The organism is Lysinibacillus sp. CTST325, assembly GCF_054665055.1.
Genome location: NZ_BAAFHO010000004.1, coordinates 178,791 through 195,021, shown reverse-complemented (window position 1 = coordinate 195,021; position 16,231 = coordinate 178,791). Strand labels below are relative to the sequence as shown.

Annotated in this window: 15 protein-coding genes and 1 pseudogene; 15 read left to right on the top strand and 1 reads right to left on the bottom strand. The window is 37.4% G+C overall.

What is annotated here, in order from left to right; genetic code table 11:
* Positions 1 to 57: 57 nt before the first annotated feature.
* The 13 genes and pseudogenes from glpX to ACYQ73_RS12495 all read left to right on the top strand — a co-directional run bounded on the left by glpX (position 58) and on the right by ACYQ73_RS12495 (position 13,845).
* Positions 58 to 1,014, top strand: coding sequence for a class II fructose-bisphosphatase (gene glpX, locus ACYQ73_RS12555; protein ID WP_100546229.1), 957 nt, complete (start codon positions 58 to 60; stop codon positions 1,012 to 1,014).
* Positions 1,015 to 1,261: 247 nt separating this feature from the next.
* Positions 1,262 to 2,545, top strand: coding sequence for a transcription termination factor Rho (gene rho, locus ACYQ73_RS12550; protein ID WP_053484460.1), 1,284 nt, complete (start codon positions 1,262 to 1,264; stop codon positions 2,543 to 2,545).
* 233 nt (positions 2,546 to 2,778) lie between these two features.
* A complete protein-coding gene (locus ACYQ73_RS12545) occupies positions 2,779 to 4,686 on the top strand; it encodes an AraC family transcriptional regulator (protein WP_460012798.1) in 1,908 nt (635 codons plus the stop codon).
* 92 nt (positions 4,687 to 4,778) lie between these two features.
* On the top strand, positions 4,779 to 6,503 hold the full coding sequence (locus ACYQ73_RS12540) for an ABC transporter ATP-binding protein (RefSeq protein ID WP_460012797.1): 1,725 nt from the start codon (positions 4,779 to 4,781) through the stop codon (positions 6,501 to 6,503).
* 39 nt (positions 6,504 to 6,542) lie between these two features.
* Complete coding sequence (locus ACYQ73_RS12535; RefSeq protein ID WP_460012796.1) at positions 6,543 to 7,337, top strand: ABC transporter ATP-binding protein; 795 nt, start codon at positions 6,543 to 6,545, stop codon at positions 7,335 to 7,337.
* 40 nt (positions 7,338 to 7,377) lie between these two features.
* The gene (locus tag ACYQ73_RS12530; protein ID WP_460012795.1) at positions 7,378 to 8,430 is read left to right on the top strand and encodes a FecCD family ABC transporter permease; all 1,053 of its coding nucleotides are present in this window, start codon (positions 7,378 to 7,380) and stop codon (positions 8,428 to 8,430) included.
* Positions 8,427 to 9,461, top strand: a complete 1,035-nt coding sequence (locus ACYQ73_RS12525) for a FecCD family ABC transporter permease (protein ID WP_460012794.1) — start codon at positions 8,427 to 8,429, stop codon at positions 9,459 to 9,461. The genes ACYQ73_RS12530 and ACYQ73_RS12525 overlap by 4 nt, the downstream gene beginning before the upstream one ends.
* Before the next feature lie 30 nt (positions 9,462 to 9,491).
* A complete protein-coding gene (locus tag ACYQ73_RS12520) occupies positions 9,492 to 10,463 on the top strand; it encodes an ABC transporter substrate-binding protein (protein ID WP_460012793.1) in 972 nt (323 codons plus the stop codon).
* Positions 10,464 to 10,525: 62 nt separating this feature from the next.
* Positions 10,526 to 11,575, top strand: coding sequence for an NAD(P)/FAD-dependent oxidoreductase (locus ACYQ73_RS12515; protein ID WP_460012792.1), 1,050 nt, complete (start codon positions 10,526 to 10,528; stop codon positions 11,573 to 11,575).
* A gap of 242 nt (positions 11,576 to 11,817) precedes the next feature.
* A pseudogene (locus ACYQ73_RS12510) lies at positions 11,818 to 11,898 on the top strand (zinc-ribbon domain-containing protein); the annotation flags it as partial.
* A gap of 88 nt (positions 11,899 to 11,986) precedes the next feature.
* Positions 11,987 to 12,793, top strand: coding sequence for a hypothetical protein (locus tag ACYQ73_RS12505; protein WP_460012791.1), 807 nt, complete (start codon positions 11,987 to 11,989; stop codon positions 12,791 to 12,793).
* 156 nt (positions 12,794 to 12,949) lie between these two features.
* Positions 12,950 to 13,153 (top strand): 50S ribosomal protein L31, encoded by a 204-nt coding sequence (rpmE, locus tag ACYQ73_RS12500; protein WP_053484459.1) that lies wholly within the window; start codon positions 12,950 to 12,952, stop codon positions 13,151 to 13,153.
* Positions 13,154 to 13,272: 119 nt separating this feature from the next.
* Positions 13,273 to 13,845: a thymidine kinase gene (locus tag ACYQ73_RS12495; RefSeq protein WP_049668006.1), complete on the top strand. Its 573-nt coding sequence runs from the start codon at positions 13,273 to 13,275 to the stop codon at positions 13,843 to 13,845.
* Between the two features lie 180 nt (positions 13,846 to 14,025).
* Here ACYQ73_RS12495 and ACYQ73_RS12490 read toward each other — a convergent pair whose 3' ends face one another.
* Positions 14,026 to 14,214, bottom strand: a complete 189-nt coding sequence (locus tag ACYQ73_RS12490) for a hypothetical protein (RefSeq protein WP_460012790.1) — start codon at positions 14,212 to 14,214, stop codon at positions 14,026 to 14,028.
* An 88-nt stretch (positions 14,215 to 14,302) separates the two neighbouring features.
* Between ACYQ73_RS12490 and prfA the strand changes: the two genes are divergently transcribed.
* Together prfA and prmC are read left to right on the top strand one after the other, a co-directional pair.
* Positions 14,303 to 15,379 (top strand): peptide chain release factor 1, encoded by a 1,077-nt coding sequence (gene prfA, locus ACYQ73_RS12485; RefSeq protein WP_460012789.1) that lies wholly within the window; start codon positions 14,303 to 14,305, stop codon positions 15,377 to 15,379.
* Positions 15,366 to 16,226 carry a peptide chain release factor N(5)-glutamine methyltransferase gene (gene prmC, locus ACYQ73_RS12480; protein ID WP_460012788.1) on the top strand — a complete coding sequence of 287 codons (861 nt, stop codon included), beginning with the start codon at positions 15,366 to 15,368 and terminating at the stop codon, positions 16,224 to 16,226. Before prfA ends, prmC begins: the two co-directional genes overlap by 14 nt.
* Positions 16,227 to 16,231 lie beyond the last annotated feature (5 nt).

The window sequence follows — 16,231 nt, the reverse complement described above, 5'->3', positions numbered from 1 at the left end:
AGGTAATTTGAATGTTTCGGCGAAGAAATATGCCGATAACGGGAGGCAAATAAAACAATGGAACGTAGTTTATCGATGGAAGTAGTACGAGTAACAGAGGCAGCAGCAATCGCATCCGGGAAATGGATGGGTCGCGGTTTGAAAATTGAGGCAGATGATGCAGCGACGACAGCGATGCGCGTAATGTTCGATACAATTCCAATGCATGCTACAGTAGTGATTGGTGAAGGCGAGATGGATGAAGCACCAATGCTTTATATTGGTGAAGAGCTTGGCCTACGTAATGGAGGTCCTCAAGTAGATATCGCAGTTGACCCATTAGAAGGTACAAATATTGTAGCGAAGGGTACAAATGGTGCAATGACAGTTCTTGCTATTGCAGATAAAGGTAATCTGTTAAACGCACCTGATATGTACATGGAGAAAATTGCAGTAGGTCCCGAAGCAGCAGGTAAGGTAGATATTAACGCTTCTGTTACGTATAATTTATTACAGGTAGCAAAAGCTAAAAATAAAGATATTTCAGACGTAGTAGCTACACTTTTAGATCGACCACGTCACCAAGCAATTGTTGATGAAATCCGAGAAGCTGGGGCACGTATTAAATTTATTCAAGACGGCGACGTTGGAGCAGCTATCAATACTGCTTTTGATGAAACTGGCATTGATATTATGTTTGGTACAGGTGGTGCACCAGAGGGTGTAATTTCAGCTGTTGCATTAAAATGTCTAGGTGGAGACTTCCAAGCGAAGCTAGTGCCTGAAGATGAAGAACAGTTAGAACGTTGCAAAAAAATGGGTGTAGATGTAGATAAAGTTCTTTATTTAGATGACCTAGTTAAAGGTGACGATGCTATTTTTGCAGCGACTGCTGTAACAGATTGTGAGCTTTTAAAAGGTGTGCAGTATAAAGGAGCCTATGCATTAACACATTCAGTTGTTATGCGAGCTAAATCTGGAACTGTACGTTTTGTAGAAGGTCGTCACGCTCTTGATAAAAAACCTAGCTATTAATAAAAATTTCTTCTAAAATATACCTAGTGCATCTTTTTGCGCTAGGTACCTTCTTCTAAATTTTCAACCATCCCATAGTTTTATAAGGCCAAATTATGCTTCATTGTTTTGCATAGTGAATTCAAGTACCTATCGCTCTGATTCAAGCTGACAGGTACGAATAGACTACAGAGCCTATCGTAAAAAAAACTTCTTTGTTAACCCCAAAAACGGCAATTATATTTTGAAAAAGACTGGAGTTGTGCATATGTCTGCATTGACAATCGCTCAATTAGAAAACATGACGTTAAAAGAGCTTTACGCCCTTGCACGCCAATACAAAATTTCATATTATAGCAAGTTAACGAAAAAAGAATTAATATTTGCTATTTTGAAAACACGTTCGGAGCAAGAGGGCTATTTCTTTATGGAAGGTGTACTAGAAATTGTTTCGCAAGAGGGCTTTGGCTTCCTTCGACCAATTAACTATTCTCCAAGTAAAGAAGATATTTATATTTCGGCGTCTCAGATTCGTCGCTTTGACTTACGAAATGGGGACAAGGTATCTGGTAAAGTACGTCCACCTAAAGAAAACGAACGCTATTATGGACTACTACAGGTGGATGCTGTTAACGGCGAAGACCCAGAAGTAGCAAAGGAACGTGTGCATTTTCCTGCATTAACGCCTTTATATCCTGATCGTCAAATTAAGCTTGAAACAACACAACGTAATTTATCGACTCGTATTATGGATTTAGTGGCACCTGTAGGCTTTGGACAGCGTGGATTGATCGTTGCACCACCAAAGGCAGGGAAAACTTCATTATTAAAAGAAATCGCGAATGCTATTACAACCAATTATCCGGATGCAGAGTTAATTGTCTTACTTATTGACGAACGCCCTGAGGAAGTAACTGATATCGAACGTTCTGTGAATGCAGATGTAGTGAGCTCGACTTTCGATGAGGTTCCAGAAAATCATGTGAAAGTTGCAGAAATTGTATTAGAACGTGCACGCCGCTTAGTTGAGCATAAGCGTGATGTTATTATTTTAATGGACTCTATTACACGTTTAGCACGAGCGTATAACTTAGTTATTCCTCCGAGCGGTCGTACGCTTTCAGGCGGTATTGATCCTGCTGCCTTCCATAGACCAAAACGATTCTTTGGTTCTGCACGTAATATTGAAGAAGGCGGTAGCTTAACAATTTTAGCGACGGCTTTAGTGGATACAGGGTCTCGTATGGATGAGGTCATTTATGAAGAATTTAAAGGAACAGGTAATTTAGAGCTTCATCTTGATCGCCAATTAGCTGAGCGTCGTATTTTCCCTGCGCTTGATATCCGCCGTTCGGGTACACGTAAGGAAGAGCTTCTGCTTGAGCCTGAGCAACTTGAAAAGCTATGGGCAATTCGTAAAACATTCTCGGACGCACCTGATTTTGCAGAGCGCTTCATGAAAAAATTACGTACAACAAAATCAAATGAAGAATTCTTTGAAAAATTAAATGAAGATATGAAAAAAGCTACTAAAGGTAAGGGCTTACTATAAACATAAATCACCGTTGACTAGCAATAGTCGATGGTGATTTTTTATTGATTAAAAAGGGCATAGCGTTACATAAAAGCTGATTGTTCCGATAAATGCTGAAATTGTTTAAATAAAATATAGTCTCGCTTTGACTATTTGTATATTTTTCATCTCATAAAACAACAATGATATTGATAATCATTATCATTACCAATATAATGGTAGCATGAAATCTTATTTTTAAGGAGACAGAGATGAATTATGACGCCTATATGCTTCTATGGCAAAATGCATTTATCCAGTTGAAGCAAATTGATTATGTCAGTAATACCGCTGTACGAATGTCAAGGGTTTTAAAAAAAAGCACATTTCTTGTTATGACAGCAGGAGATGCAAAAATTATCATTGATGAGCAACCTTATCATGTTCAGCACTTTAGTATTTTCCACATTGGAAAGTCCCAATCTCTCCATATTACAGCACCAAATAGTATTAGCTACTTCCTCATTTCCTATAAAGGGGATGTGCTATACAAAGACGCATTTTTGCAACACTTACAGATGCAATACCAGCCATTCCAAACAAGTTTCTCTTGTGTACCAGCAAATCCAATAGCCATCCATACAGTTCTGCAAGATATGTACAGCAAATGGCAGTCAGGTTCTATCCAAGAGCATTTATCAGTGAAAGTATCCTTTTATGAATTCATCTATCGCATTTTTCAAGAATTAGCAGAGGGACGTGGGAAACCACATGACATTGATAAGGCAGAAGTAGCACGTCTGTATATAGAGCAACACATTCGTGAACCTTTATCCGTCCAAGCTCTTGCCGATTTATTGAACATTAGTACACGTCATTTATTACGTATTTTTAAAGCTCGCTATGAAGTTGGTCCACAAATTTATTTACAGGAGCTAAGAATAGAAAAGGCCAAGCATTATTTAATAGCTAATCATTATAGCATAAAAGAAATTGCTATTTCACTTGGATTTGAAGATGAAAACTATTTTAGTCGAGCTTTTAAAAAAGCAACAAATATGGCGCCAAGTAATTTTAGGCTGAAATGTACATCTAGCTTGTCCGAAATCGCTATTACAAATGAGAATCATTTTCAATACAATAAGAATCAGCTCGCGCAAGCAAAACAATTTGAAAATGAGGAAAATAACATAATGATGAAAAAAATAAGTAGGAATTTAAAGATACCGTTTTTATTAAGTCTATTCGTTTTACTTGCAGCATGTGGGAATGATACAAAACAATCTGCTGAACAAAAAGAGAATGCAACGACGTCAGAAGAAGCACAGACTAGAACTGTAACTGATGATAGCGGACGACAGGTAGAGATTCCAGCAAAAGCAGAACGGGTAGTGACAGACTGGTACCTTGGACAAATTCTAGCGTTGGATGTCGTCCCAGTAGGGGCAGTGACAGCTAATTTAGACTATGCTGCATTTTTAAAACAGTATTACAAGGAAGGGGAAATTTCTAATATTGGTATAGATGGTAATGCGTCATTAGAAAAGATCTTAGAATTAAAGCCAGATTTAATCATTACATGGAATAAAGAAGATGTAGAGAAATATGAAAAGATTGCACCAACTATTGTATTTGCTGAATCAGCACATAAATCAGCTACCGAGGAAGTTAAAGCGATGGGCGAATATTTAGGTCGTCAGGACGAAGCTAGCGCATTCGTTCAAGAGTTTGAGAACAGAATAGCTCAAGCGCAGAAAAAAATAAATAATGCAATCCCAGAAGGAGCAACTTTTACTATTTTTGATGTGTTCGAAAAAAATGCAACAGTTGTATCGAATTCAAGTGTTTCAGGTGGAAGAGCCCTTTATCAAATACTTAATATGAAGCCACAGGAAAAGGTGCAGAAGCTTTTTGATACAAAAGAATCTTCAGGTGGGCGTTATGAAATATCCTATGAAGTGGTAGGAGACTATGTCGGGGATTATGTTTTTGTTATTAATTTCTTTAATAAAGAAGAGAAATTCCCTCCCACATGGACAAATTTAGATGTTGTAAAAAATAATAAAACAATCGAATTAAAACCAGAATATTATTTTGCTTCTGATCCACTCTCTGGATTACACCAAGCTGAAGATATGGCTGACAAAATAGTAGAGTTTACAAAGGCTCAACAACAATAATGCGGATTACAAAAACGAGAGCTATCTGTGTATGATCAGGTAGCTTATTTACTAGAGAACTATGAATGATATTGATAATAGGAGGCTTCTCAATGTTATTACAGCGTTTCTTTTCATATTACAAGCCCTATAAAGGATTATTTATTTTGGATTTTTCCTGTGCCATATTAGTAGCCCTTATTGAACTGGCTTTTCCCATCGTCTTAAATAAGGTCATTGATGATATTCTTCCTGACGGTGACATGAAATGGATTATTATGGCTAGTTTATTGCTCCTAATGCTTTACATATTCAATTCAATATTAGATTTTACCGTATCCTATTGGGGACATATGCTTGGCATTAATATCGAAACAGATATGCGAAAAGAAGCTTTCAGTCACATCCAAAAGTTATCATTTCGATATTTTGATAATAATAAAACAGGTCATCTTGTCTCACGATTAACGAACGATTTAATGGATATTGGTGAGCTTGCACACCATGGTCCCGAGGATATGTTCATTGCTGCGATGACGATTGTGGGTACATTCAGTGTTATGTTCTACATTGATCCAACCTTTACAATACTTATTTTTTTACTGGTACCAATTATCTTAATTTTAACGATTATTTTTGGGAAGTTAATGTCCAAAGCATTCCGTCAGATGTTTGGAGATATCGCAGATTTTAATGCACGTGTTGAAAACAATGTAAGTGGTATCCGTGTTGTACAAGCCTTTACAAATGAAGAACATGAGATAAAACGTTTTAAAGTAAACAATGAAAGATTTCGAATGACAAAGCTCTTTTCCTATAAAGTAATGGCTTGGAATGAAGCAATTTCAGGCATTCTCACAAAGGTTTTATCATTATTTACTCTATTTGTTGGGGCATATTTCGTTTTAAAGGGTCATTTAACAAATGGTGAATTTATCGCATTTATTTTATTATCAAGTATTCTTTTAAATCCAATTAATAAAATTAATATGTTTATTGAAAGCTATCCGAAAGGAATGGCAGGGTTTAGACGGTACATCGAATTTCTAGAAACAGCACCTGAAATTGCAGATCATTCAGAGGCAAAAGATATCGATGAAATTGATGGGGAAATTATTTTTAATAAAGTATCGTTCGGTTATTCTGAAAATAATCGTGCCTTACATCATATTAATTTAAAGGTACGTCCTGGTGAAACAGTTGCGCTAGTAGGTCCATCTGGTGCAGGGAAGTCTACCATCTGCAGTTTATTACCACGTTTTTATGAAGTAAATGAAGGTTCAATTAATATTGATGGCATTGATATACGAGACTTTAAGCTACAGTCGTTACGTTCACATATAGGAATTGTACAACAGGATGTCTTTTTGTTTGATGGCACAATTCGAGAAAACATCGCTTATGGGGATTTAAACGCAAATGAGGAAGATATTTGGGATGCTGCACAGCGAGCGCAGCTTACAGATGTCATTAAAGATCTCCCCGAGGGCATGGATACATTAATTGGTGAACGTGGTGTGAAATTATCAGGTGGGCAAAAGCAAAGATTATCGATAGCACGTATCTTCTTGAAAAACCCCAAAATATTGATTTTGGATGAAGCAACATCTGCATTAGATACGGAAACCGAACAGGCAATTCAACAAGCATTAAACGAGCTTGCGGTAGGGCGTACAACATTAGTAATTGCACATCGTTTAGCAACGATAAAAGACGCAGATCGAATTGTCGTTGTATCGAAGAAAGGCGTTATTGAAGAAGGTACTCATGAGCAATTAATGGAAAGAAAAAATGCTTACTATGGTTTGTATACAGCGCAATTCGGCTTACAAATTTAAGCAGTAATTTATCATTTTAAAAAGGGAAGGAAGTTTTATATGTCTGTACTTGAGATAGATCGTGTGGCTATTGGTTATTCCTCGACGCTCATTGTAAATAATTTAAGTGTAGAAATTCCAAAGGGACAAATCTCGACGATTATTGGTCCAAATGGCTGTGGTAAATCTACTTTATTAAAGGCTGTAGCACGTGTACTGCGAACACAAAATGGGGCAGTTTACTTAGATGGAAAGGCCATTCATCAGCTGAAGACAAAAGAGGTCGCAAAAAGAATGGCAATTTTGCCTCAAACAGCAACAGCACCAGGAGGGTTAACAGTTTTTGAATTAGTATCCTATGGCCGTTTCCCTCACCAAGCGGGGTTTGGTACATTACACAAGGAAGATTATGAATATATTCATTGGGCTATTGATGTAACAGGCCTTAGAGAGTTTAGTGACCGTCCTATAGAGGCGCTATCAGGTGGCCAACGTCAACGAGTATGGATTGCTATGGCATTAGCTCAAGGTACAGATATTCTAGTACTTGATGAACCAACTACTTATTTAGATTTAGCACATCAGCTAGATATTTTATTACTGTTACAAAAGCTAAATAAAGAGGAAAAAAGAACGATTGTGATGGTATTACACGATTTGAACCATGCTTCTCGTTTTTCTCACTTTATGATTGCTATGAGGGAAGGGCAATTAATTGTGAATGGTCAGCCAAATGAAGTGATGACAAAGGAAAATTTACAAAAGGTGTTCAATATTGATGCAGAAATGGCCGTCTGCCCATATAGTAAAAATCCAATTTGCTTATCTTACCAACTGTATGACATGAAAGAATAACGTTTTGTAGAGAATTGAATAAGTAGTAAGGAGGAAGTGTATGACTACGTCTACAGGAGTAGGAGGGCATAGAGATTTAGAGGACCTACAGCAACGATCTCATCCAGTCCGTGGTGTAGTAGCTTTAATTGTTGGGGTGGTAGGGTTAATATTTGCCATCGGCTTGTCTATTTCATTTGGTGCGGCAGATATATCATTGAGTACTGTATGGACAGCTATTACTCATTTTTCACCGGATGTAACAACACATCAAATTATACATGATATTCGATTACCACGAGTGTTGGGCGCAGGATTAGTAGGTGGATGCTTTGCGGTCGCAGGTGCGATTATGCAAGGCATGACACGCAATCCATTAGCTGATTCTGGGTTATTAGGCTTAAATTCTGGGGCCGCGTTTATGCTAGCAATATGCTTTGCTTTTTTCCCTGATTTATCGTACATGTATATAATTTTATGGTCATTTGTTGGAGCGGGCTTAGGTGTTGCGATTGTTTATGGCGTAGGTTCGCTGTCAAAAGGTGGTCTAACGCCAATGCGATTAGTGCTGGCAGGTGCTGCTGTAAGTGCTCTATTAGGTGCGCTAGGGGAAGGAGTTGCCCTTTATTATCGTATTGGACAAGACTTAGCCTTTTGGTATGCAGGAGGTGTTTCAGGTACAAAATGGTATCATCTTCAAATATTGTCGCCATGGATACTGGCGGCAATGATTGGAGCTCTAATTTTATCACGCTCCATAACATTACTGAGTTTAGGAGAAGAAATTGCCGTAGGACTTGGGCAACGTACTAACGTAGTAAAAGTATGGGGAATGGTGATTGTTTTAGTTTTGGCTGGAGCGGCAGTATCAGTCGTAGGAGCAGTCGGGTTTGTTGGGTTAATAGTTCCGCATTTTATGAGATACATAGTTGGACACGATTATCGTTGGATTATCTCGTGTTCATTAGTATATGGAGCATTACTTGTTGTGGTGGCTGATCTTGTTGCACGGATGATTAATCCACCTTACGAAACGCCGATTGGAGCGCTAATTGCCTTTATCGGAGTTCCATTCTTCCTATATTTAGCACGTAAAGGAGGAAAAGAACTATGAGTAATAGCTTTTTAACACCAACTCAACAAAAAGCTAAAAAGAAAAACTTCCTAATTCTAGGTGCGTTAGCTCTGCTAATAGTCATCACATTGGTCATTAGTATGAATACAGGGGTTATAAAACTAACACCAATGGAGGTTATTCGAACACTATTTGGTCAGGGGGATAGCCAACAACAACTTATTTTATTTGAATTTAGGCTACCTCGTATTGTTATCGCTGTTTTAGTGGGGATGGGCTTAGCAATTTCGGGGGCTATTTTACAAGGCATTTCTAAAAATGCTCTAGCTGACCCAGGCATTTTGGGGATAAATGCAGGAGCTGGACTTGCAGTTATGCTTTATATTTCATTTTTTCCATCTACTGAAGCAGCACCTGTATATTTACTGCCATTGTTAGCATTTGTAGGATCAGGAATGGCAGCTGCTTTAATTTATACACTTTCTTATCGACGTCATGAAGGAATTACACCAATGCGCCTAATATTAACAGGGATTGCAATAGCAGCGGGTATTAGCTCAGCAATGATTGTGCTAACTCTGCGTTTAACACCTGAAAACTACCAATTCGTTGCAACGTGGTTAGCGGGGAGTATTTGGGGATCAAATTGGAGATTCGTATTATCTTTATTGCCGTGGTTACTAATTTTACTACCATTTGTGTATACAAAATCCCGTGTATTGAATGTATTAAATTTAGGAGAAATAACAGCAGTCGGATTGGGAGCTTCTATTGAAAGGGAACGTCGTTGGCTTCTAGTAGCATCAGTAGGATTAGCTGGAGCAAGTGTGTCAGTTAGTGGTGGTATTGGATTTGTCGGATTAATTGCACCACATTTAGCACGTCAGCTTGTTGGGTCCAAACATCAGTTTTTACTGCCAGCAGCAGCACTCTTAGGGGGCTTATTAGTTTTAATGGCTGATACAATCGGTCGTTCTATTCTAGAGCCATCAGAAATTCCAGCTGGGATTGTTGTAGCAGTTTTAGGCGCACCATATTTCTTATATTTATTAGCACGTCTAAAGGAATAAAAGGGAGTGTTTTTATTATCTTTATTGAGAATGAATATTATTATCAAAGGTGAGAGAATGATAAAAAAACTAACTATATTTTTATTTATATTAACATTGATGCTTGTGGGATGTAGTAGCAATGATGAGAACTCAATGGCTAGTGATCCTAAAGAAGAGACAGGTGCTACGACTAAAAAGATATCCACTATTAATGGAGAAATTGAAATTCCTACAAAAGTTGAGCGACTTGTAGTGGATGCATATTTGCCAACTTCATTACTATTAGGGGTAAAGCCAGTAGGTGCGACAAAACAAGATTTAGAAAATGTACACATTCAAGATCAAATTGATGATATAGAAAATACAGGGGAAAGTGCAATTGAATCTATTTTAGCCTTGAAGCCAGATTTAATTATTACAGCTCAAGCGGATGCAGAATCGTACGAAAAGTTATCAAAAATAGCACCCACTGTTGTTTTGCCGTATGAAACCTACCGTAGTGTGGAAGTAGAAGTAAGAGGGATTGCTGAAATTTTAGGAAAACAAGCAGAAGGAGAAGCTTGGTTGAAAATGTTTGAAGAGCAAGTGTCAGAAAATCGTGAAAAGCTAGCAGAAGTTTTAGATCGAAATGAAACGTTTTCTATCTTTGGTGCATACGGCAAGGAATTTTATGTATACGGTGATGGTATTTATCGCGGTGGGCAGGCAATTTATAAGAAATTGCAACTTAAAGCGCCCCAAAATATTCAAGAGGAGTTAATTGAAAAAGGGGAAACGTTCAAGCAAGTTTCTTACGAGGTATTACCTGAATATGCGGGAGACTATATTTTCGTTGATGAAACAAATGGTGCTGAGCTAAACAGAGAAGATTCTCTATGGAAGTCGATAGATGCAGTAAAAAACAACAATGTATTTTATTTAGATGCTAAAAGATTTTGGCCGTTTGACCCGATTGCTGTACTTGCACAAGTAGAAGAAGTGACAAATATGCTGTTAGAGAAGAAAAAGAGTGAAAAATAAATTGTCGTATATGTTTAAAAAAATTGATAAATTTGACAAAGATGAAATGAGGAATGCCGATTATGACGTTAGAAATGTATGATGTAACGATTGTTGGTGGGGGACCCGCAGGACTTTATACATCCTTTTATAGTGGGATGCGCGACTTAAAGACGAAAATTATTGAATATAGCTCTCAGCTTGGTGGTCGAATGTTAATTTATCCTGAAAAGATGATTTGGGATGTTGGTGGTGTAACACCAATATTAGGTGGACAGCTAATTGAACAACTAGTTGAACAGGCAAGAACATTTGAACCAACTATTGTCTTAAATCAAAAGGTTGAAAGATTAGAGAAGCAGAGTGATGGTACATTTATTTTAACGTCCTCAACAGGGGAAAAACACTATTCGAAAACGGTCATTTTAGCAGTTGGATACGGTGTACTTTCTATGCAAAAGCTTGAGATAGCAGGAGTAGATCGCTATGAGGTGACAAATTTATATTACACAGTACAAGAGCTAGAAATTTTCCGTAATAAGCATATTTTAATTTCTGGTGGTGGTAATTCTGCTGTAGATTGGGCAAATGAGCTAGTGCCAATTGCTGCTAGTGTAACAATTGTTCATCGACGTGATGAATTTGGTGGTCATGAAAAAAATGTTATAAAAATGCGCGAATCCACTGTATCTATAAAAACACCTTATGAAGTGGTGCAATTGCATGGTGATGGTGATTTAATACAGTCTGTGTCAATCGCCAATAAAGAGACGGACGAAATAGAACAATTAGAAGTAGATGCAGTCATCGTTAATCATGGCTTGAAATGTGATTATAGCGCACTTGAAGAGTGGGGCTTAGATATTCAAGACGGAGTAGCTATTGTCAATGAAAAACGTGAAACAAATATAGAAGGTGTTTATGGTGCAGGAGATTTTGTAGATCACCCTTCTAAGGTAAGATTAATAGCAGGTGCATTTACGGATGGTATTCTAGCATTGAATAGTGCAAAGCTTTATTTAGAGCCGGATGCACCAAAAGTGGCGTACGTGTCTTCCCATAATATTCGATTCAAAGAACGAAATAAAAAAATAGGTTTAGCGGATAATGACTATCGTGAAGTGCGTGGTTAACTATAAAAAAATCACCATCGACTAGTAATAATTGATGGTGATTTTTTTTACCATAACGTGAGGATGATGCGCTTTTCTAATCTAAAAACTGAAGTTATTCCGATAAAAGTTAAAATTGTACCGATAAATCTTCAAAGTATTCATCTAAGGTTGAATAAATATAGTAAACAAATCTATTATTTCGAAATTTTTTGTTGTATAATTTTGTTATAATATATAGGTAATGGGTATTATTAGTGTAATTTTGCACAAATTGCGGGGAACGAAATAGTGAGGAAGTATTGTTTTGTACATACTGTAGTAAAGTTGCAATCGAGCTATAAAGAAGGTTCCACTAGTTATGAACATAAAAAAGAAATATGTCTTTTCGTCTTACATACGAAAAAGACAAAATGTTAATGAGGTGTACATATGAAAAACTGTTTAGCATGTGGTCATGCGCAGGATGACGGAAGATTTTGTGGGAAATGTGGAGCTCCGATTGAAAATGCTGCACAAGAACGAGCGGCAACAACGCATAGCATGAGTGATGAACAACCACACTCACAATATACGCAGACTGCTCAGAGTACTACGCAAAGTAATGAGCAAATTGAATTAATTAAAAAGAATTCTAAGTTATACTTTAACTATTTTTTTGAACAATTAAAAATGCCGTCCGCAAATTTTAACGTTGAAGCGACTTGGAAAAATAGCCTTGCTAGTATGATTATCTATGTTGTATTAACAGCATTATCAGTATACGTGTTAACGAAAAATATCTTTTCTGGAGGATTCGGTATCTTCCAAAGCCTTAGTCCATCCTTTATTCAAGTATTCTTTTATATGTCTTTATTTATTTCTTTACTAATCGCAATAAGTGTCTTAGGAATATTCTTAACCTCGAAACTATTTTCAGAAAGTCAAAGTTTTACAAATGTTATTAGGAAAATAGGGAACTATTATACACTACCTATAGCCTTTGCGGTTTTAAGTATTTTATTTGGGTTATTTCAATCATTTAAGTATTCAATAATGATGATATACGGTGGGGTTGCGTTAGTTATTGGAATCATCCCTATTTTTGTCATGATTAAGTTGTTAAGTAATAAATCTAAAACTATTGATAGTTTTTACGGTTTTATTTTCTATTTAATAGTAGCGGGTATTTTATCTAAGATTATTTTCTCTTTTATTATCGACTCTGCAATAGGGCAATATTTAAATTATCTGTTATAAATAACTAACCATTAACTATTGTCAAAAGTATATTTTATATGGTAATATTGCAAGGTATGTAACGTGTACATATGCAGCCGACATATTCGGGCTATGTAAGGTACAGTTCGATAATACTCTGTTCCAGATGGTTCAGGGCGAGAGGAGAAAACGAATATGAAACAAGGAATTCATCCAGATTACAAAGAAGCAACAGTAACTTGCTCTTGCGGTAACTCTTTCAAAACTGGTTCAGTAAAAGAAAACATCGTTGTCGAGTTCTGCAACGAATGTCACCCATTCTATACTGGCCGTCAAAAATTCGCGTCTACTGATGGTCGCGTGGATCGTTTCAACAAAAAATACGGTCTTAAAAACTAATGTTAGTTTAATACCTGCCAAGCATGTGCTTGGCAGGTATTTTTTTCAGTATAATAAAGAATCACCTGATGCGAGTCTTTTCGGTATCCAGATCGACATGAAGAAAGGGAGAAGACAACATGGCACAGCTATATTTTAAACATGGTGCAATGAATAGTGGTAAATCCATAGAAATTTTAAAAGTTGCGCATAACTATGAAGAGCAACAAAAACCTGTAATGATGTTTACACCAGGCATAGATACGCGAGATGAAGTAGGCTTTATCTCAAGTCGAGTAGGCTTACGTCAACAAGCCATTCCTGTTAATGATGATACAAATATTTTTGAGCTAGTAAAAAACAATGCTGTAAAACCATATTGTGTACTTGTTGATGAAGTACAATTTCTAAAAAAAGAGCATGTTTTGCAATTAGCATATATCGTAGATGAGTTAGATATTCCGGTCATGGGCTTCGGTCTAAAAAACGATTTCCAAAATGAGTTATTTGAAGGCAGTCAGTACATGCTTACATATGCAGATAAAATTGAGGAAATGAAAACGATTTGCTGGTTCTGCCATAAAAAAGCGACAATGAATTTGCGTGTTGATGAAAGTGGAAAACCTGTTTATACAGGTGATCAAATTCAAATTGGCGGGAATGATTCCTACTATCCGGTATGTCGAAAGTGTCACGCGCATCCACCGCTATAATGTAAACTGTTTCAGTTGTTTGAACTAAGAAAAAGTAGCATACATGCGGAAATTTCCTTATACTAAGTAGTGGAAATGAAACATGTTCAAAAATATTCTTACGCACTTAGCGTAATTCTAATTAAAAGTTTCTCTTTTTCAGTAAGAGCAAACTTCATAAAAAAGGTTCATCACCAAAAGTTATGGATGACTTTTGTTAAAACGTCCACTATGTAAATAAGTTGATTGGAGTGGAGGCTGGGCGACTCCTCGGGGATTAGCGTCACAGATGAGACCCTGCAGCGAGCAAGTAGAAGAACGAAGGCTAAGGGCATCACGTCCTGTGATAACGCCTTCGTGACCTACATCGTGTAGGCCCAAGCGGCTCATCGGACGCCCCAGGAAAGCGCCCAGCCGGAACGGAAATCAACCACACGTTTTGGTGATGATCCATAAAAACTAAATAGAGGTGAAATCCATGTTCGATCGATTACAAGCAGTGGAGGATCGTTACGAAAGGTTAACAGAGCTTTTAAGTGATCCCGATATTGTGAATGATAGTAAAAAATTACGTGAATATTCCAAAGAACAATCAGATATTCAGGAAACTGTAGATGCTTATCGTGAATATAAAACTGTAAAAGAGCAATTAGTTGAAACACGTGAAATGTTAGATAGTGAAAAAGATCCTGATATGCACGAGATGGTGAAAGAAGAATTTAACCTACTAAAAGAACAGCAAGAAGAGTTAGAAGAACGTTTACGCATTTTATTAATTCCGAAAGATCCTAATGATAATAAAAACGTTATTATGGAGATTCGTGGAGCAGCTGGTGGAGACGAGGCGAATATTTTCGCTGGAGACTTGTTCCGTATGTATTCTCGTTACGCAGAGACACAAGGCTGGAAAATTGACATCATGGAAGCGACGCCAAACGCAATGGGCGGCTATAAAGAAGTTATTTTCATGATTAACGGTCAAGGTGCATATTCAAAATTCAAATTTGAAAATGGTGCGCACCGTGTGCAACGTGTACCTGCAACAGAATCTCAAGGGCGTATTCATACATCGACAGCGACAGTAGCTTGCTTACCTGAGGTTGAAGAAGTAGATGTTGAAATCCATGAAAAAGATATCCGAGTTGATACATTTGCATCTTCTGGTGCTGGTGGTCAATCGGTAAATACTACAATGTCAGCTGTTCGTATGACTCACTTACCGACAGGTGTTGTTGTATCGATGCAGGATGAACGATCACAAATTAAAAACCGTGAAAAGGCGATGAAAATTTTACGTGCTCGTGTTGCTGATATGTATTTGCAAGAAGCACAAAAGGAAATCGATGCCACACGTAAATCAGCTGTAGGTTCAGGCGATCGCTCTGAGCGTATTCGCACATACAATTATCCACAAAACCGTGTAACAGACCACCGTATTGGTTTAACAATTCAAAAACTAGATCAAATCGTCGAAGGTAGACTAGGCGAAATTATTGATGCGCTCATTTTAGAGGAACAAGCATCAAAGTTAGAGCGATTAAATGATGACCTATAATAGTGTAATGGAGGCCCTTCAATGGGCTTCTTCTTTTTTAGTGGATAATGATCGGGAGGAAACGGCAGCACGCATTGTCATGCAGCATATACTGGGCACTAGCTATTCAGAAGTAATGTTACACCTTCAAGACGAATTAACAGCTGAACAAAAAGAAAAATTTAAAGAACTCATCGAAGAGCATGCGAGTGGACGACCTGTACAGTATTGCCTCGGTAGTGAAGAATTTTATGGTCGTTCATTTATTGTCGATGAGTCAGTACTTATTCCTAGACCTGAGACCGAGGAATTAGTGCTTGGAACAATTAATCGTATGAACAAAATATTTAATGATCAATCAGTGAAGCTTGCAGACGTCGGAACGGGTAGTGGTGCAATTGCAATTTCTATGAAGCTAGAATGTCCAGAGCTAACAGTCGTAGCCACTGATTTATCCGAAGCTGCTTTAACTACAGCACAAAGAAATGCACAAAGATTAGCAGCGGATATTGATTTTCGACTAGGGGATTTAACGAAACCTCTGACAGGTGAGAAATTTGATATCGTGTTATCGAATCCACCGTATATTGCTTTTGATGAGGCGAAAGAGATGTCGAGTACCGTGCTAGAGCATGAACCGCATAGTGCTCTTTTTGCAGAAGAAGACGGGCTTATTTTATATAGAAAGTTGGCGGAGCAGCTTCCGCCCCTTATGAATAAACCTGCGCTCATTGGTCTTGAAATCGGTTATACACAAGGGGAGCAGGTGGCTCAATTCTTTAAAAATAGTTTTCCACAGGCTACAATTTCGATAGAAAAAGATATAAATGGTAAGCCTCGAATGATTTTTTGTGAAATTCATGTATAAAGTAT